This window comes from Acinetobacter sp. 22512 (assembly GCF_052044755.1).
Taxonomy (GTDB): Bacteria; Pseudomonadota; Gammaproteobacteria; order Pseudomonadales; family Moraxellaceae; genus Acinetobacter; species Acinetobacter pittii.
On sequence record NZ_JBQENP010000004.1, the window covers coordinates 18,649 to 37,557 of the forward strand.

Genomic DNA, 18,909 nt, shown 5'->3' on the forward strand with positions numbered 1-18,909 from the left:
TCAAATCAACTTAGTTTGCTAAATGAGCGTGGCGAACAAGATTAGACAAATGCTGGTTTTGCTTAGCTGCTTTTTTGTAAAGTAAAACAATTTTACCAATCTTTTGCACAGCTTCTGCGCCAGTCGCTTCTACAATTGCATCAATTACAGCAGTACGTGCTTCACGGTCTTCACCAGCAACTTTAACTTTGATAAGTTCGTGGTCGTTTAAAGCACGAAGAGTTTCTTCGATAACAGCATCTGTTAAGCCTTGTCCACCAATCATGACAACCGGATTAAGCACATGACCAATTTGACGTAAACGTTTACGTTCATGGATAGATAAAGCGGCCATTAAAAATACCTGATTTTAAAAACGACTTAGTATAGCAAAAAACTTAAATTCAGATGTACGAAAAACTGTATAAATAATCGATCAACATTATTGGAAAAAAACTGTAAAACTTGGTGAGATTACGCTACATCCGTACTGTAATGAGAGTAATTTTCACGTACAATGAACGATCAGAAGTTTTTTTGATATTTAGTGAGTTATGGCAACACGCATTACAAACCAGAAATTGTCGAAAAGTAGTCGTGCGTGGATGAGGGAACATCTAGACGATCCTTTTGTAAAAAAAGCACAAAAGGAAGGGTATCGTGCGCGAGCAGCATATAAACTTCTTGAAATCCAAGAAAAATATAAGTTGATCAAGCCAGGCATGACGGTAGTCGATTTGGGTGCAGCTCCTGGTAGCTGGTCTCAAATTGCTGGAAAACTTGTGGGTAGCAAAGGTTTAGTGATTGCTTCCGATATTTTGCCCATGGATGCTTTGCCTGATGTCACTTTCTTACAAGGCGACTTTAGAGAAGAAGCTGTATTTGAAAAATTGTTAAATATTTTAAATGGGCGACAAGTAGACATTGTAATTTCTGATATGGCCCCCAATACATCTGGTAATAGGGCTGTTGATCAACCTAGACAGATTTACTTATGTGAACTGGCTTTAGATTTTGCTCAAAAGGTTCTTGGACCTAATGGACAGTTTGTGGTTAAAGTGTTCCAAGGCGCAGGATTCGATGAGTTTCGTAAACAAGTGGTTGATAGTTTTGATGTGTTAAAGACAGCAAAACCAGCAGCTTCTCGGGCGCGCTCTAAAGAAGTTTTTTTGGTTGGACAAGGGCGTAAGAAAGCATTGCAATAAAGTTTACTTGCCAAGCTCCTAAAAATTGTGCATTTTGTACTTTTAGGTTATCCGCAAGCAATACAGTTGCTGTTTTTATGACGATCAGCCAAGATTGGGCATGATCAAATTAGATCGATATGGGAATAAAGCTTTGAGCGATTACTTCAAGAATGCCGTATTGTGGCTAATAATACTTGGTGTTCTGATTTTAATTTTCAGTAATATCAGTGACCGCAATAAGCCTACTGCGATGAAATACTCAGATTTCGTTGCAGCGGTGAATGCTGGCCAAATTAAGCAAGTCACAATTGACGGTTTAAATATTAATGGTGAAAAAACTAACGGATCACAGTTTGAAACTGTTCGTCCGCAAGTTGAAGACACTGAACTTATGCCGAGCTTAAATAAGCAAAATGTTGTTGTAGAGGGAACAGCTCCTCAACGTCAAGGCATTTTGATGCAACTTCTCATTGCTAGTTTCCCTGTACTGTTAATCATTCTGTTATTCATGTTCTTTATGCGTAACATGGGTGGTGGTGCAGGCGGAAAAAATGGACCGATGAGTTTTGGTAAGTCGAAAGCAAAAATGCTTTCTGAAGACCAAATCAAAGTTAATTTTTCTGACGTTGCCGGCTGTGATGAAGCAAAACAAGAAGTTGTTGAAATTGTAGATTTCTTAAAAGACCCTGCAAAATTCAAACGTTTGGGCGCTACCATTCCTCGTGGCGTACTTATGGTTGGTCCTCCGGGTACTGGTAAAACGTTATTAGCCAAAGCAATTGCTGGTGAAGCTAAAGTTCCTTTCTTCAGCATTTCAGGTTCTGACTTTGTCGAAATGTTCGTGGGTGTGGGTGCGTCCCGTGTCCGTGATATGTTCGAGCAAGCGAAGCGTCATGCGCCTTGTATTATCTTTATTGACGAGATTGATGCAGTAGGACGTCATCGTGGTTCAGGTACAGGTGGTGGTCATGATGAACGTGAGCAAACCTTGAACCAAATGCTTGTAGAGATGGATGGTTTTGAAGGTAACGAAGGTGTAATCGTAATTGCTGCGACGAACCGTGTTGATGTCTTGGATAAAGCATTATTACGTCCAGGTCGTTTTGATCGTCAAGTAATGGTAGGTTTGCCTGACATTCGTGGTCGTGAGCAGATTCTGAATGTACATTTGAAAAAATTACCTTCAGTTACGGGTGTGGATGTTAAAGTTCTATCTCGTGGTACTCCAGGTTTCTCTGGTGCACAGTTGGCAAATCTTGTTAACGAAGCTGCATTATTTGCTGCACGCCGTAATAAGAACACTGTTGACATGCATGACTTTGAAGATGCAAAAGACAAAATCTACATGGGACCAGAGCGTAAATCGATGGTTTTACGTGAAGAAGAACGTCGTGCAACTGCTTATCATGAAGCTGGTCATGCGATTGTTGCCGAGATTTTACCGGGTACAGATCCTGTTCATAAAGTAACGATTATGCCGCGTGGTTGGGCTTTAGGTGTAACTTGGCAGTTACCTGAACAAGACCAAATTAGCCACTATAAAGACAAGATGCTAAACGAAATTGCAATTTTGTTTGGTGGTCGTATTGCTGAAGAAGTATTTATCCAACAGCAATCTACTGGTGCTTCAAATGACTTTGAGCGAGCTACTAAAATGGCGCGTGCAATGGTTACGAAGTACGGTATGTCTGACAAAATGGGTGTAATGGTTTACGAAGATGAAAACCAAAATGGTTTCTTTGGTAATGTAGGAAGCCGTACGATTTCTGAAGCAACTCAACAGTTAGTTGATGAAGAAGTACGTCGTATTCTTGATGAGCAATACAAAGTTGCACGTAATATCTTAGAAGGTAATAAAGATATTGCACATGCGATGGTAAAAGCTTTGATGGAATGGGAAACTATTGATCGTGATCAAATCCGTGACATTATGGAAGGTCGTGAGCCACAACCGCCTAAAGTATATGTTGCTGAAAATCCAGTGGCTGCATTTGAACCACCAAAAGATGGTCCATCTACACCACCACCATTGCCAGCAATGAACTAATAATTAGTTAATTAAAAAAGCCACAGTCATGTGGCTTTTTTTATGGGCTTGAGTTTGTTAAAAGCTAAAAACAAATCAACACCATATATAGATGATAATTGCTAAAATACAGCCTGATTTTAAACTGGAGCTTTTTATGCAACTAATGCCTTTGCCTCAACAAATTTTACAGTGTGGACAGCTTCAGTTAGATCTATCACAGCCTCACGTTATGGGCATATTAAATGTCACACCAGATTCTTTTAGTGATGGTGGAAAGCATAATCAAGTAGATCAAGCGATTGCTTATGCGCTAGCCATGGTAGAGCAAGGCGCTACCATTATTGATATTGGTGGTGAGTCTACCCGTCCAGGAGCATCTGAAGTAAGCGTAGAAGAAGAAATACGAAGAGTTGTGCCCGTAGTTGAAGCTTTAGCTAAATATAATATTGTTCTATCAATTGATACAAGTCAGCCTGATGTTATTCGTGCAGCGAAAGAAGCAGGAGCACATATTTGGAATGATGTACGTGCGCTTACTCGTCCCAATGCTTTAAAAACGGCGGCAGATCTGGATATACCCGTAGTGATCATGCATATGCGTGGTGAGCCGACTACAATGAATCAGTTAGACCAATATACGGACGTAACCTTAGATGTTATAGCGGAGCTCCAGCAGCGCGTGAATGAAGCTTTAAATGCGGGTGTGAAAAAACATAATATTATTATTGATCCTGGGTTTGGTTTTGCAAAAAATGCGCAGCAAAACTTAAGACTATTAAAAGAATTTTGGAAGCTTGGTGAAATGGGTTATCCGATTTTATCTGGCCTTTCTCGTAAACGTTTTATTGGTGAAGCATTAAAAGGTGCAACTGCAGATCAGCGTGCGGTAGGAAGCGTTACGGGGCATTTGCTTAGTATTCAGCAAGGAGCATGCATTGTCAGAGCGCATGATGTCAAAGCAATGACTGATGCAATTCTAGTTTGGAAGGCGATGATACAAGCTTAACAAAGTAGGCTTTATAAAAATCAGATAGTAACTCATTAATTTAATGAGCTAGATGATTGAGTCAGGGAAAAATATCGTTATTCTTTTGAAAATATGTTATAAGCGGCAAGTTTTTGCTGTTGTGTAAACTTTTGTATGTTCGAAGACTTACTTCTCCCGATGTTTGATGATGAATATTATCCAGATATTTTGGTCGCTGAACTCAAGCAGCTCATTGAACAATTTGCTAAAAAAGTTCAGAAGCCTGCCTTAGCTGAGCAGGATATCTATCGATATGCTCATCAAACTGTGATTGAAATTAATGAGATGAAACCTCAGTTCGAAGATCTAGATTCTTCGTTAGATGATAGTGCTGCTGACTATATTGCTGAAGCAATGATGATGGTAGCACAGGAAGCTGGATATTTAGATCTAGAAATGGAAGAGCTGGTTATGAATCGAGAGTGGTGATTACTCTCGATTTTCAATATCTTCAAATACATCTAACAAGTGGCAAGATGCCTTTAAATGTATTTCGTCTATTTCTTTAACTTTTAAAACTAAAACACCATTCTCTTGATAATCTGCGTCCGCTAACAAACTGACCCAATAAGTTTCTCGTTTTTGTTCCAGCGTTTTAAATTTATCTATTATCTGTTCGGGTGCTTTAACTAAATAATCATCTTTAGTAATAGAGCAACGTGAAAAATACCAATGGTTGTCTTTGAAAGAAAGGGTACCTGAGAAAAGATCTGTGGCGTAAACCTTTGTTATAAAAAGGGTAGTGTAAACGAGTAATAATATTCTTATCATAAAATTCATTTTGTTTAGGCATAAAAAAACCAGCATACGCTGGATTCTTTGTAGCACCAAATTCAATATTTGAAAATGGTGCCCGGGGCCGGACTCGAACCGGCACGCTTTGTGGGCGGGGGATTTTAAATCCCCTGTGTCTACCTATTTCACCACCCGGGCATGTGCGCAATAATAGAGGACAAGTGCGCGATTGGCAAGAGAAAATCAGAGAGTTTGCTTTATTTTCAATCAGTTCTTGTTGGTATTTATATAAATTAACCAATTTGTGTCATGATTTGTTCATTAAACTGAGATCAGTTGTTCATCTTATCTACCTAAATTTAAGACACTCATTGCTTAAAACTTAGGTAATTTTATGTCAGAGAAAATTTCACGCCGAGAATTAATTCAAAAAAGTCTGTTCGGTTTTGGGGCGCTATCTTTGCCTGTAGCTTTTACGGGGTGTAATGATGGTTCCGATGAGGAGGGTTCAGAAACACAAGCAGATTTTTTACATGGAGTTGCGAGCGGCGACCCTTTGCAAGATAAAGTAATTTTATGGACGCGGTTAACACCAGTAGACTTTAGTGCACCTCTTAAGGTGACTTGGGAAATTGCTACCGATGATCAGTTCAAGCAAAATTTAAAGACTGGTACGGTTCAAACGACTAAAACTGACGATTTTACCGTGAAGGTGGATGCAACAGGTCTACAAGCGGGTACGACTTATTATTATCGCTTTCGATTTGGTACCAAAGTCTCGCCAGTAGGGCAAACAAAAACATTACCTGTAACTACCAATAAGGTCAGCTTCGCAGTATGTTCTTGTTCTAATTATCCTGCGGGTTATTTTTACGTTTATCGTGAAATGGCAAAACAGAATGTGGATGTAGTCATTCATTTGGGTGATTATATTTATGAATATGGGGCTGATGGCTATGCGACAGAAGATGCTGCAAAGCTGGGCCGTACTTTACCGTCCGATAATAATAAAGAAATTATTAAATTAGATGATTATCGCAAACGTTATGCGCTCTATCGCCAGGATAAGGACTTGCAGGCGGTTCATCAGCGTCATCCTTTTATTGTAATTTGGGATGACCATGAGTTAGCAAATGATACTTGGCGTGAAGGTGCAGAGAATCATCAAAGTAATGAGGGTCCTTTCTTGGAGCGTAAATTAGCTGCTCTACAAGCTTATTTTGAATGGATGCCGATTCGCCCAGTTTCTAGTACCGATCATTTAAATATCTATCGTCAGTTTAACTTTGGTTCGCTGGTTCAATTAACCATGTTAGATACACGTATTATTGCGCGAGATAAACAGCTCGAATATAAAGACTATATGATAGCTTCTGGTTTAGATGCTCAAAAGTTTCAGGCTGATTTAACAGATCCAAAGCGTACTTTAATGGGATATACGCAAAGGGATTGGCTGGTCGATAAATTACAGCAATCTACAGCAACATGGAATGTTGTGGGACAGCAAGTCTTAATGAGTAAAATGTGGATTCCAGCTGAGTTGTTGGCATCGTTGGGGCAAATTACTTCAGGCGGAACTTCGTCTGATACATTAGCTAAAATGACTGCTCAGATTACAGAATTAGTCACATTAAAATTACGATTAGAGCAAGGTGATCCAACTTTAACTGTTCAAGAAAAAGCGCGAGTCACAACTTTAGTTCCCTATAACCTCGATGCTTGGGATGGTTATTACGCTGAACGAGAGTTTTTGTATGACAAATTGGCAGAGTTTAATAAGAAAATTATTGTTTTGGCGGGCGATACCCATAATGCGTGGACATCTTACTTATATAGCCAAAAGGGTGAATATATCGGGGTTGAACTGGCGACAAGTTCGGTTTCTTCACCGGGTCTTGAAAAATATTTAAGTATTCCGCTAACTCAGTTGCAGCAATTTGAATTTGCCTTTACAACGCTTATCGATGAATTGGCATTTTGTAATTTAAATCAGCGGGGTTATTTGATGGTTACACTAGATGATAAGCAGGTGCTGTCGGATTGGATTTTTGTAGATTCAATTAAAAATGCAGAATATAAAGTAGATTCTAGTCGAAGCTATCAATTGGTGTTGGATGCGAATTTAACACCTGAAAAAGATAAGCAAAAAACTGCTTAAATATATGGGGCGAGAAAGGGATGCTAATAAGTATCCTTTTTTTAGACATAAAAAAACCAGCTTTCGCTGGATTCTTTATGACACCAATTTCTATACTAGAAAATGGTGCCCGGGGCCGGACTCGAACCGGCACGCTTTGTGGGCGGGGGATTTTAAATCCCCTGTGTCTACCTATTTCACCACCCGGGCTTTACCAAATTTGGAGGCGGAGGTCGGAATCGAACCGGCGTCCACGGAGTTGCAGTCCGCTGCATGACCACTCTGCCACCCCGCCTACATTTGGTGATGCACATATTAGCAACCTTTACAAAAAAAACAATACTCTTTTGAGATAAGATGAACATAAAAGCAACATCTAGAATAAATTTGTCCAAATAATCATGTATTATTGGCACATTAAATTCATGTCTACCTTGGAGATGTGCTGTGGCATTGGTTTTAGACGGTCGCGCATTAGCAAAGCAAATTGAAGAAAATTTGTCAGTACGTGTTGAAGCTTTAAAAGCTAAAACAGGTCGTACCCCAATTTTGGCGACTATTTTAGTTGGGGATGATGGTGCATCTGCAACTTATGTACGCATGAAAGGAAATGCTTGCCGTCGAGTAGGCATGGATTCTTTAAAAATTGAATTGCCACAAGAAACGACAACAGAACAATTATTAGCTGAAATTGAAAAACTTAATGCTAACCCAGATGTACATGGCATTCTTTTACAACATCCAGTTCCAGAGCAAATTGATGAGCGTGCATGTTTCGATGCAATCTCATTAGCTAAAGATGTTGATGGTGTAACCTGTCTTGGTTTTGGCCGTATGGCTATGGGTGAAGCGGCATATGGTTCAGCGACTCCTGCTGGCATCATGACCATTTTAAAAGAAAACAATATCGAAATTGCTGGTAAACATGCGGTTGTGGTTGGCCGTTCTGCAATTTTAGGTAAACCAATGGCAATGATGCTTTTGCAAGCCAATGCAACAGTAACGATTTGCCATTCACGCACACAAAACTTACCTGAGCTTGTGAAACAAGCCGATATTATTGTCGGTGCAGTTGGTAAAGCTGAACTTATCCAAAAAGATTGGATTAAACAAGGTGCAGTGGTTGTAGATGCTGGTTTCCATCCTCGTGATGGCGGCGGTGTAGGTGATATTCAATTACAAGGTATTGAAGAAATTGCTTCTGCTTACACACCAGTACCGGGTGGTGTTGGTCCAATGACTATTACAACTTTGATTCGTCAAACTGTAGAAGCTGCTGAAAAAGCTTTAGGTTAATTTAATTAACGCTAGGCTGTTATTTGATACGCGTAACCGTCATCCGCAATTGTTTGAGGCAGAAATACGTTAAAAATTTAATGTTTCTGCGATACTTTCGATTCTAGAGAGTATCTGCCGAGTTTTGCGGATGACAATGGTTTTGCCTACTTTTCCCGAAAGAAAAGTAGGTCCAACCGAAGGTTATTCTAAAAATTCAAATCATAATGGAATGACTCTGTTATGCTTGTTATAAAAATGAATTAAAAGAAATCTGATGAGCTGCACCTTTCAACTGTCTAAAGCCCCTGAACATTTACTTCAAGCCTTACATGAAGTTATTCCCAATTGTGAGTTGATGGTACAACAATTACCAGAAACGCCTGTTTCTTTATGGTTGATTCCACCAGTTTTTCCAACTGATCGCTTAGATGATGAAGTTATTCGTCGTATTTGGAATGATACGCCGTATTGGATTTTTTGTTGGGCATCTGGTTTGGCGATGGCGCAGTGGTTACTTGCAGAGCCGCACCATGTTAAGGATAAAGTTGTTTTGGATTTTGGAGCGGGTTCGGGTGTAGTTGCAATTGCTGCAAAAATGGCAGGAGCGAAACGAGTCATCTGCTGTGATATTGATCAAGTTAGTTTGAATGCTTGCCGCGAAAACGCTTTACTTAATAATGTTGAGCTAGAATATTTAGATGATTTATATAAGGCTGAGCAAGTTGATGTTTTGCTAGCAGCTGATGTTTTATATGATCAATGTAACCGCTTTTTCTTAGATGAATTTTTAAAGTTTGCACCAGAAGTCTGGGTGGCTGATAGTCGTGTTAAAAACTTTAGTCATCCCAAATATGAAAAAATTGAAGAAAGAAGTGCTTCTACATGGCCTGATCTGGATGAAGCTAAAGAGTTTAGAAATGTAAGTTTTTATAAGACGCTGTAAAAGAACAGCGTCTTTTTTTTATTTTATGAACAAGTATAACGAACAACTTTTAGCGTGCTTGGACGTGCTTCAAGCGCTTGGCGAGTCGCATAGTCTTCACCATTATTTAAGCTAGGTGTATTTGATAAGCCAAAAGAAGCACGAGTTTCGCCGAGTTGAATTCCATAATGCTCATCTTTCGCTGGATTAGGAATTTCATTGATACTCAAAATTGATAATTTATAAACTTTCTGAGCACCTAGCACATTCTGACAAGCGCGTTGTAATTTACGTTCATCGAGTTGCTGGTTATTACGACCCGCTAAAGTGTAAGCTAAAGTCGCCGAAGTTTTTGTTTGGTTTTCAATCTGGTATCCAGTTGAACCATTATATTGTCGAGGGGTAGTCTGACAAGCAGTTAAAACAAACATACTACTTAATGTCAAGCATAAAATACTTCTATTCATCAGTATCGTCCTTATTTTCTTATAGCTAGTATCTCATAAAATACAAAGGTTGTTGGGGCTTAATCTCATGATTTGAGCTAACATCGGCGAACGATATTAGCTCTTATTAGTAAAGTATTAATGTTCTTTGATTTTTGAATGATGCTTGGTATCTTTCATAAAAATATAAATAATGAGAGAAATGAAGATCATAATACTTACATAAATAAAGTACCAAGATTCATGCCCAGCTTCTTTAAAACTTAAAGCAAAGAACTCTGCTGTTCCGCCAAATAACGTATTAGCAATTGCGTAAGGTAATGCAACACCTAAAGCGCGAATGTGTGCAGGGAAAAGCTCAGCTTTAACTACGGCATTAATTGAAGTATAACCAGTCACCATTACGAGCCCCCCAAAACATAACCAGAAAGCTGTCCAGTAATTATGTGTATTTGCAAGTGCATCAAATAAAACGTATGTGAATAAAACACCTGTTATTCCGAAGAAAATCATAAGGGGTTTTCGACCAATGCGATCCGACAAAGCACCCGCTACAGGCTGTAGACACATAAAAATAAATAGCGCTAAAGTTGTAATTTGAGTGGCTTCAGGTTTGGTAAATCCAGAAGTATTGACCAAATATTTTTGCAGATAAGTCGTGTAAGTATAGAAAGCTAAAGTCCCGCCAGCTGTTAAAAATAATACTGTGAACGCTTCTTTCGGATAATGTTTAAATAAAGCAAACATGCCTGATTTAGGCTGGTCTGTTTCTGCCTGAGCATTTTTAAAAGATTGAGTTTCTAATAGGCCACGTCGAATGCGGAAAACTACAATAGCAAGTAAAGCTCCAATAAAGAATGGAATACGCCATCCCCAATCATGTAATTGTTCTTCAGTTAATACCATTTGTAATATTAATAGAACACATAGGGCTGTGAGCTGACCAGCAATCAATGTTACATATTGGAAGCTAGAGAAAAAACCACGTCGATTTCTTTCAGCCATTTCACTTAAATAGGTAGCACTAGCACCATATTCACCGCCTACACTTAAGCCTTGAATTAAACGGGCGACAACTAAAAGAAGAGGGGCAAATACACCAATACTTTCATAACTTGGCGTCACGGCAATAAGCAGCGAACCGATACACATTAAAGTGACTGAAAGCGTAAGACCCGCCTTGCGTCCTTTACGGTCGGAATAGATTCCCATAATCCATGCACCGATCGGGCGCATTAAAAAGCCTACAGCAAAAATTGCGGCCGCTTGAAGGAGTTGAGCCGTCTGGCTACCTTTTGGGAAAAAAGCATGAGCAAAATAGAGCGTAAATGCGGCATATACATACCAGTCGTACCATTCGACAAGGTTACCAGCAGAACCGCCCAAAATTGATTTTAGACGAGTTTTTGTATCTAAATTAGAGTGTGGAGTTGTTGCGGTAGAAGGTTGATCAACCATGAGTCGCTCCATGTTTCGCTTGGGTTGAATGCTAAAAAAGAGAAGATTTATTCCGTTTTTACATATTTTCTAGAGGAGTATTTCACTTTATTTTTTTTATGTCTGTAAAACAATGTTTATTATTTAAGCAAAGGAATAAGTTGAATATTTATGTGATTTCAAATTAGCCGATCAGCTCACGTTTATAATATTGTTGGGATCTTTGGCATATTATTTTTTTCCAAGTAGTAAAAATTGATAAAGAATGAGTAGAGTTTGGGCGAAGAAAACCTATACCCCTTAAAAATAATGATATATTCCAAAGAAAATTTTAAGTAAATATAGTTAGGCATGATGTCTTGGCATTGTGGACTAGATGTGTGTGAATAATGAAAGGGACATTCAGATGTCAAATTGCCCGAAAAAATATATTGTTGCTTTTGATCAGGGAACAACAAGCTCAAGAGCAATTGTTTTAGACCATGATGCTAACGTTGTAAGTATTGCTCAAAAAGAATTTACTCAGATTTATCCTCAGCCTGGCTGGGTTGAGCATGACCCTATGGAAATTTGGGCTACGCAAAGTGCTGTTTGGGTAGAAGCATTAGCTCAAGCAGGTATTAAGAGTGAACAAGTTGCAGCAATTGGGATTACCAATCAGCGGGAAACCACAGTTGTTTGGGATAAAAAAACGGGCAAGCCGATTTACAATGCGATTGTTTGGCAAAGTCGACAAACGACTGAGATATGCAATCAATTGCATAAAGCAGGATGGCAAGAATACATTCGTAAAACAACGGGTTTGGTGATTGATCCGTATTTTTCGGCTACAAAAATTAAATGGATTTTAGACCATGTTGAAGGAAGCCGTGAGCGTGCTGAGCGAGGAGAGTTGTTGTTCGGTACGGTGGACACTTGGTTAATCTGGAAACTAACCAATGGTGCTGTTCATGTGACTGATTTTACCAACGCATCACGAACCATGCTGTTTGATATCGAAAAGCTAGAATGGGATGAAAAACTTTTACAAGTTTTAGAGATTCCTCGAGAAATGTTACCCGAAGTACATAGCTCATCTGAGGTTTATGGATATACACATACTATTAGTGGGCAAGAAGTAGGTATTCCAATCGCAGGAATCGCAGGTGATCAACAAGCCGCACTGTTTGGTCAAATGTGTGTTGAGTCTGGTCAGGCAAAAAATACCTACGGCACTGGCTGTTTTCTATTAATGAACACAGGTAAGAAGATTGTTCGTTCAGAACATGGATTACTAACTACTATTGCATGTGGTGCGAGTGGTGAGGTGAACTATGCATTAGAGGGTGCCGTATTTAATGGTGGTTCTTGCGTTCAGTGGTTACGCGATGAATTAAAAGTCATTAAGAATGCTAAAGACTCTGAGCTTTATGCAACACGTGTGAAAGACTGTAACGGTGTATATGTTGTACCTGCTTTTACAGGGTTAGGCGCACCATATTGGGACCCAACAGCGCGTGGAGCTATTTTTGGACTTACTCGTGGGGCTAGTATTGAACATATTATTCGTGCAACTTTAGAGTCTATTGCTTTTCAAACCCGAGATGTTTTAGATGCAATGCAGCAAGATGCAGAAGAAGAGCTTCGTACACTTAGAGTCGATGGCGGAGTAACAGAAAATAATTTCTTGATGCAATTTCAAGCCGATATTTTAGCGACACCAGTAGAACGTCCAATAATGAAAGAAACCACAGCTTTGGGGGCAGCTTTTCTTGCTGGACTGGCGACGGGTTTCTGGCAAGATCTACATGAGTTAAGAAATAAATCTGCCATAGAAAAGGTATTTGAGCCAAAAATGTCTTATGAACAATCAGAAATTATTTATAAAGGGTGGCTCAAGGCAGTTAAGCGTAGTCAAAGTTGGGCTGAGGATTAATTCGTTCTTTAACTGGTTGAATTCAATAGTAGGGTAATTAATTAACGGTTAAATACTTGGTTATTTAAAATTGATTATTCTACTTTTTTGATTGTTGTTTCTTCAATTTGGTGTTTTAATTTTTATAAGATCAACAATAAAAAGAAAATGAGAAATGAAAATACAGCCTAATGATTATTCAAAAATATATGACATTGCCGTGATCGGTGGCGGTATTAATGGTGTTGGTATCGCTAATGATGCTGCAGGCCGTGGACTATCGGTATTTTTATGTGAAAAAGATGATTTAGCTAGTCACACTTCATCTGCTAGCAGCAAATTAATTCATGGTGGTCTGCGTTATTTAGAGCATAAAGAATTTCGTCTGGTTAGAGAGGCTTTAGCAGAGCGTGAAGTGTTGTTGGCTAAAGCTCCACATATTATTAAACCCATGCGCTTTATTATGCCTCATCGACCACATTTACGTCCTGCGTGGTTAATTCGGGCGGGCTTGTTTTTTTATGATCATTTGGGAAAACGAGAAAAACTATTAGGATCAAATCTTATTTACTTCAAAGAAGATAGTCCTTTAAAACCAGCCATCACACGTGGCTTTGAATATTCTGACTGTACTGTAGATGATGCACGTCTTGTAGTGTTAAATGCATTACAGGCCAAAGAGAAAGGTGCCAAAGTCGTAACACGTACGCGTTGTATTAAAGCTTATAGGGAACAAGAGTTGTGGCATCTGGAGTTACAAAGCGGAGCAGAGTTTTATCAGGTACGTGCACGAGCTTTAGTGAATGCGGCAGGTCCTTGGGTTGAAGAAATTATTAGTGAAAATCTGAAGCTAAAATCACCCTATCGAATTCGGCTGATCCAAGGAAGTCATATTGTTGTACCAAAATTATATGACTGCCATAAAGCCTTCATTATGCAAAACGAAGATCGACGCATCGTGTTTGCCATTCCTTATTTAGAAAAATATACACTGATTGGTACGACAGATCAGGAATATATAGGTGATCCACAAAAGGTAGAGATCACAGAGGTAGAAATTGATTACCTCTTAACAGTGGCCAATTCACATTTTAAAAAGCAGTTAACTCGAGCTGATATTGTAAGTCAATACTCGGGTGTACGTGCTTTATGTGATGATGAGTCTGATAATCCTTCAGTGATTACACGTGACTATACCTTGGCATTACAGGCTGAACATAAAAAAGCACCTTTGTTATCTGTGTTTGGTGGCAAGATCACAACTTACCGAAAATTAGCCGAAGCTGCTTTAGATCATCTGTCTGCATTTTTTAATGATATGGCAGAGGAGTGGACTGCAGATGAGCCATTACCTGGCGCTGAAAACTGGACAACACTAGATGATTTAACGCATCAGATTCATTCACGTGTAAGTGGAGTTTCTGAGTCACTTACCAACCGTTGGGCGCATGCATACGGCACAAGAGTCTGGAATATGGTTCGAGAGAGAAATGCAATAGAGCAATTAGGCCAGAATTTTGGACATGATTTATTTGAATGCGAAGTCAAATACTTATGTGAATATGAATGGGCAACTACTGCGGAGGATATATTGTGGCGTAGAACAAAACTAGGTCTGGCATTTGATGAAAAACAAGTAAAAATATTAGAAGCTTATTTATCTGAGCGTCGACAAAAAGATGATGCCGCATAATAAAAAAGGTCGCACATGGCGACCTTTTTTATATATAGCAATTAGAAGCCAGTTTTTACAGCTTCAAGTAAAGCTGCTTGACGTTCTTTTAATGCTTTTGGTAAGCGATCACCGAGTTTATTAAATAAATCAGTGTGGCTTTCAATTTCAGTAATCCACTGATCTTTATCTTGAGCTGTGATTAGGTCAAATTCTTCTTTAGAGAATTCAGTACCTTCCCAGTTCAAGTCGTCATATGTTGGAACAAGACCAATTGGTGTTTCAACAGCGTTTGCACGACCTTCACAACGATCAATGATCCACTCAAGAACACGCATGTTTTGACCGAAACCAGGCCATACGAAGTTGCCTTCAGCATCACGACGGAACCAGTTTACATTAAAGATTTTTGGTAATTTATTACCAGCTGCTTCAGCTTTTGTACTTACTTGTTGACCAAGGCTTAACCAGTGATCAAAGTAGTCAGCCATGTTATAGCCAGCAAATGGAAGCATCGCGAATGGGTCACGACGAACGATACCTTGTTGACCAACAGCAGCAGCAGTAGTTTCAGAACCCATAGTTGCCGCTTTATATACACCGTCAACCCAGTCGAAAGCTTCAGAAACTAAAGGAACTGTATCTGCACGGCGACCGCCGAAAATAAATGCAGAAATTGGAACGCCTGCTGGATTTTCCCAGTCAGCATCGATAGAAGGGCATTGACCAGCTGCAACAGTGAAGCGAGCATTTGGATGTGCTGCTTTTTCACCATTTACGTGAGGCTGACCTTTCCAGTTAGTTAAGTTTGTTGGAACTTCTTTAGAAAGACCTTCCCACCATACTTGACCATCTTCAGTTACCGCTACGTTTGTATAGATAACATCTTTATGAAGAGTTGCCATACAGTTCGGGTTAGTCTTGGTGTTTGTACCAGGAGCTACACCGAAGAAACCAGCTTCAGGGTTAATCGCATATAAACGACCATCTTCACCTGGTTTGATCCAAGCAATATCGTCACCTACAGTTTCGATTTTCCAACCTTCATAACCTGCTGGTGGAATTAACATTGCAAAGTTTGTTTTACCACATGCAGACGGGAATGCTGCAGCGATGTAGTGTTTTTCACCTTGAGGGTTAGTTACACCAAGAATAAGCATGTGTTCAGCTAACCAACCTTGTTCGCGTCCCATGACAGAAGCGATACGAAGAGCTAAACATTTTTTGCCAAGTAATGCGTTACCGCCGTAACCAGAACCGAAAGACCAGATTTCACGAGTTTCTGGGTAATGAACGATATATTTTTCAGGGTTACATGGCCAAGCAACATCTTGTTGACCTTCAGCAAGTGGAGCACCTACTGTATGTACACAAGGAACAAACTCGCCGTCTGTACCTAATACATCATAAACGGCTTTACCCATACGTGCCATTTTACGCATGCTAACAGCAACGTAAGGAGAGTCAGTTAACTCAATACCGATATGAGCAATATGGCTACCTAAAGGACCCATTGAGAAAGGAACAACGTACATGGTACGGCCTTCCATTGAGCCTTCAAATAAACCATTTAATTTTTCACGCATAACAGCTGGGTTTTCCCAGTTGTTTGTCGCACCAGCATCTTCTTTATTTTGAGAGCAGATGTAAGTACGGTCTTCAACACGTGCAACGTCAGATGGGTCAGAATTTGCAAGATAAGAACCAGGATGTTTTTCTTGGTTTAATTTCTGCATGGTGCCGTTAGCGATCATCAAGTCGATTAGACGTTGATACTCTTCTTCGCTTCCGTCACACCATTCGATTTTTGCTGGTTTGGTTAAGTTTGCAATTTCTTCAACCCATGCGATAAGCTTAGGATGACGAACGAATTCTGGTGCGTTCACTGTGGTCATGGTGAGGCCTATTCAAAATATGTACAACGTACAAGTCATTCATTGAGAGGTACAATGAAAGATCAAATAAAAAAGTGGCTGTATTAAAGCACAAAATCATAAAAAAAATAAGACTAAAGACTAAGAAATAGATATTTTACTTTTATATATTTTTCTCATTTAAATCATTAACTTGTAGTTTTTTGCAATATCTTATTCTTAATATTTTTATGTTGTATGTGTGTTATTTATATTATTTATTTCCTTAAAAATCAATGTCTTGATTCTTGTTTTTTTCTTGAGAATTATTATTGATTAAACAAATGATCTTCATTCAAAATTTACATAAAGGGACTTTTATTAGGCGTTTTTATATACAATATTCAGGATGAATCCCTCTAAGATAATAAAAATGCGGACTTTAAAACCTCTCTCTATCATTTATAACCAAAAGTCGGGTTTTCATGCATCAAAACATGAAGATATGTATGAACAGTTAATGACTGTGTTCACCGAATTTGGTTTTGAAATACAAGTTTTTGAATTAGCAGAAGATGTTTCCTTTGATAATTTAATGAGTCAAGTGATTCATCGGCATAGCCAAAATGCAAATTTAGGTGTTGTTGTTGCAGCGGGTGGGGATGGAACCTTAAATGCAGTAGCGTCAAAGCTTAGACATACTCATATTCCTATGGGAATTTTACCTTTGGGAACCTTTAATTATGTCGCTAAAGTTTTAGATATACCCTTAGATTTGTTAGAAGCTGCTGAAGTTATCGCTACAGGTACAACTCGTTCTGTACATATTGCGACAATTAATGACCATGTTTATTTAAATAATGCAAGTCTAGGACTTTATCCATTATTTATAAAAAAACGTGAGCTTTATAATAAATACTTAGGGCGTTTACCTTTGCATGCCTATACATCAGCTTTGGATGTTTTATTAAGAGAAAATAAATCCATGAAACTTTCCATCACAGTAGATGGGAAGAAATATCCAGTCAAAACACCTCTAATTTTCTTTGGTAATAACCAGTTGCAGTTGTGTGATATGAAATTAAGAATTGCCGAATGTGCAGCACAAGGTCGGGTCGCTGGAGTGGTGATTACGAAAAGTGATAGGCTTAGTTTATTAAACATGTTGTGGCAGTGGATTCAAGGCAAAGTAGAAGAGACACAAGATGTTTATAGTTTTTGTGCAGATCATGTGGTGGTAGATTGTGCAAAAAGATCAAAACTTACAGTGGCTTTAGATGGTGAAATATTAGAGATGAAAGCGCCTTTAAATTTCTCTGTGGAAAAGAATGCTTTAAATATTATGGTGCCAAATGTTGTTACATCTGTCTGATCTGCATTTTGGAACAGAAGTTGAGGTATGTTTAGATGCAATCCGACTTTTTTGCACTCAACATAGACCTGAAGTCATTGTGGTGAGTGGTGATATTACTCAACGTGCCCGATATCAACAGTTTTATAAATGCCGTCAGTTTTTAGATAGCCTTAATATTCCTTATCTTGTTGTGCCTGGTAATCACGATATTCCGTTGTACCATATCTGGAACCGTTTTTTCTCACCATTTACTCGCTACCAATATTTTTTTGGCCAGCTTGAACCAACTATAGAAACTGAACATTTTTATATTGTTGGGGTGAATAGTATTCGCCGTCGTTATCATACTCGTGGACATATTTCGATTGAGCAAATTCAAACTACATATGAGCGATTACAGCAAGCGCCAGCGGATAAAATCAAATTAGTTGTTTTCCATCAACCTTTTTATACTCCACCTGATGATGAGCATGGTATTAAAGATTGTCCTGTATTAGGAAAAATGGCACTCGAAAAATGGAGTACCACGGGACTATTTGGAATGTTACACGGGCATTTACATAAAACTGCTGTATATGATTTAACGCAAATTTATCAGTTAAAGATAGATCATCCTATTTATGATATTCATGCAGGAACAGCAACTTCTAGCCGTTTGCATTATCATGTTCCAAATAGTTTTAATGTCATTTCAAATGAAGGAAAAATTAATCATTATTGGTTTAATTACGATTTAAAGATTTTTCAATTAATTTAATTTATAAAAATTCTATAAGACATTTAACTTAAGAGTAGATTGATAAAATTTTATCCATTACAATGCCTAAGCTTTAAATTCTATATATGGGGAATAGGAAAACATTCTAAATGTTTTATCATTTTAAAAATAATATTAATGGATACATAAAAATTTTTAACTATATAAAAAGCCGCGATTTAAAGTAGCTACAATAAGGGTT

General features: G+C 38.6%; 16 protein-coding genes and 3 tRNA genes. 11 read left to right on the top strand and 8 right to left on the bottom strand.

The genetic code is table 11. The annotated features are described in order from the left end of the window. Positions 1 to 10 precede the first annotated feature (10 nt). Positions 11 to 334 (bottom strand): ribosome assembly RNA-binding protein YhbY, encoded by a 324-nt coding sequence (gene yhbY / locus ACTJJG_RS05810; RefSeq protein WP_002115576.1) that lies wholly within the window; start codon positions 332 to 334, stop codon positions 11 to 13. 199 nt (positions 335 to 533) lie between these two features. Here yhbY and rlmE point away from each other — a divergent pair, with 199 nt between their 5' ends. The 4 genes from rlmE (at position 534) to ACTJJG_RS05830 (ending at position 4,651) form a co-directional block, all read left to right on the top strand. Beyond that, the gene (gene rlmE / locus ACTJJG_RS05815) at positions 534 to 1,184 is read left to right on the top strand and encodes a 23S rRNA (uridine(2552)-2'-O)-methyltransferase RlmE (protein ID WP_000235573.1); all 651 of its coding nucleotides are present in this window, start codon (positions 534 to 536) and stop codon (positions 1,182 to 1,184) included. Positions 1,185 to 1,317: 133 nt separating this feature from the next. Further along, positions 1,318 to 3,213, top strand: a complete 1,896-nt coding sequence (gene ftsH / locus ACTJJG_RS05820) for an ATP-dependent zinc metalloprotease FtsH (RefSeq protein ID WP_005803954.1) — start codon at positions 1,318 to 1,320, stop codon at positions 3,211 to 3,213. A 136-nt stretch (positions 3,214 to 3,349) separates the two neighbouring features. After that, positions 3,350 to 4,201: a dihydropteroate synthase gene (folP, locus tag ACTJJG_RS05825; protein ID WP_372552784.1), complete on the top strand. Its 852-nt coding sequence runs from the start codon at positions 3,350 to 3,352 to the stop codon at positions 4,199 to 4,201. A gap of 135 nt (positions 4,202 to 4,336) precedes the next feature. Next, positions 4,337 to 4,651 (top strand): DUF5713 family protein, encoded by a 315-nt coding sequence (locus ACTJJG_RS05830; protein ID WP_005067609.1) that lies wholly within the window; start codon positions 4,337 to 4,339, stop codon positions 4,649 to 4,651. Here the strand turns inward: ACTJJG_RS05830 and ACTJJG_RS05835 are convergent, their stop codons facing one another. Beyond that, positions 4,652 to 5,029: a hypothetical protein gene (locus ACTJJG_RS05835; protein WP_017385773.1), complete on the bottom strand. Its 378-nt coding sequence runs from the start codon at positions 5,027 to 5,029 to the stop codon at positions 4,652 to 4,654. A gap of 40 nt (positions 5,030 to 5,069) precedes the next feature. Then, a tRNA-Leu gene (locus tag ACTJJG_RS05840) sits at positions 5,070 to 5,155 on the bottom strand. A gap of 196 nt (positions 5,156 to 5,351) precedes the next feature. Here ACTJJG_RS05840 and ACTJJG_RS05845 point away from each other — a divergent pair. After that, a complete protein-coding gene (locus ACTJJG_RS05845) occupies positions 5,352 to 7,115 on the top strand; it encodes an alkaline phosphatase D family protein (RefSeq protein WP_372552785.1) in 1,764 nt (587 codons plus the stop codon). A 103-nt stretch (positions 7,116 to 7,218) separates the two neighbouring features. Here ACTJJG_RS05845 and ACTJJG_RS05850 read toward each other — a convergent pair. Together ACTJJG_RS05850 and ACTJJG_RS05855 are read right to left on the bottom strand one after the other, a co-directional pair. Then, positions 7,219 to 7,304, bottom strand: a tRNA-Leu gene (locus tag ACTJJG_RS05850). Between the two features lie 11 nt (positions 7,305 to 7,315). Further along, a tRNA-Cys gene (locus ACTJJG_RS05855) sits at positions 7,316 to 7,389 on the bottom strand. 152 nt (positions 7,390 to 7,541) lie between these two features. Here ACTJJG_RS05855 and folD point away from each other — a divergent pair. Both folD and ACTJJG_RS05865 read left to right on the top strand, forming a co-directional pair. Further along, positions 7,542 to 8,390, top strand: coding sequence for a bifunctional methylenetetrahydrofolate dehydrogenase/methenyltetrahydrofolate cyclohydrolase FolD (gene folD, locus ACTJJG_RS05860; RefSeq protein WP_002115552.1), 849 nt, complete (start codon positions 7,542 to 7,544; stop codon positions 8,388 to 8,390). Between the two features lie 256 nt (positions 8,391 to 8,646). After that, positions 8,647 to 9,315 (top strand): class I SAM-dependent methyltransferase, encoded by a 669-nt coding sequence (locus ACTJJG_RS05865; RefSeq protein WP_372552786.1) that lies wholly within the window; start codon positions 8,647 to 8,649, stop codon positions 9,313 to 9,315. 23 nt (positions 9,316 to 9,338) lie between these two features. Here ACTJJG_RS05865 and ACTJJG_RS05870 read toward each other — a convergent pair whose 3' ends face one another. Beyond that, entirely contained in the window at positions 9,339 to 9,761 is a 423-nt protein-coding gene (locus ACTJJG_RS05870; RefSeq protein WP_032057430.1) for a hypothetical protein, read from the bottom strand. A gap of 117 nt (positions 9,762 to 9,878) precedes the next feature. Next, on the bottom strand, positions 9,879 to 11,210 hold the full coding sequence (locus ACTJJG_RS05875) for an MFS transporter (RefSeq protein ID WP_005803945.1): 1,332 nt from the start codon (positions 11,208 to 11,210) through the stop codon (positions 9,879 to 9,881). Between the two features lie 373 nt (positions 11,211 to 11,583). On the opposite strand from ACTJJG_RS05875, the gene glpK reads away from it, so the two are divergent. Together glpK and glpD are read left to right on the top strand one after the other, a co-directional pair. After that, positions 11,584 to 13,092 carry a glycerol kinase GlpK gene (gene glpK / locus ACTJJG_RS05880; protein ID WP_372552787.1) on the top strand — a complete coding sequence of 503 codons (1,509 nt, stop codon included), beginning with the start codon at positions 11,584 to 11,586 and terminating at the stop codon, positions 13,090 to 13,092. Positions 13,093 to 13,246: 154 nt separating this feature from the next. After that, entirely contained in the window at positions 13,247 to 14,764 is a 1,518-nt protein-coding gene (glpD, locus tag ACTJJG_RS05885) for a glycerol-3-phosphate dehydrogenase (protein ID WP_032057433.1), read from the top strand. Between the two features lie 41 nt (positions 14,765 to 14,805). On the opposite strand, the gene ACTJJG_RS05890 is transcribed toward glpD, so the two are convergent. Next, positions 14,806 to 16,638 (bottom strand): phosphoenolpyruvate carboxykinase (GTP), encoded by a 1,833-nt coding sequence (locus tag ACTJJG_RS05890; protein ID WP_002115528.1) that lies wholly within the window; start codon positions 16,636 to 16,638, stop codon positions 14,806 to 14,808. Positions 16,639 to 17,029: 391 nt separating this feature from the next. On the opposite strand from ACTJJG_RS05890, the gene ACTJJG_RS05895 reads away from it, so the two are divergent. Together ACTJJG_RS05895 and ACTJJG_RS05900 are read left to right on the top strand one after the other, a co-directional pair. Continuing rightward, on the top strand, positions 17,030 to 17,968 hold the full coding sequence (locus tag ACTJJG_RS05895) for a diacylglycerol/lipid kinase family protein (protein WP_032057435.1): 939 nt from the start codon (positions 17,030 to 17,032) through the stop codon (positions 17,966 to 17,968). Beyond that, entirely contained in the window at positions 17,949 to 18,707 is a 759-nt protein-coding gene (locus ACTJJG_RS05900) for a metallophosphoesterase family protein (RefSeq protein ID WP_032057436.1), read from the top strand. Before ACTJJG_RS05895 ends, ACTJJG_RS05900 begins: the two co-directional genes overlap by 20 nt. Positions 18,708 to 18,909: the final 202 nt, after the last annotated feature.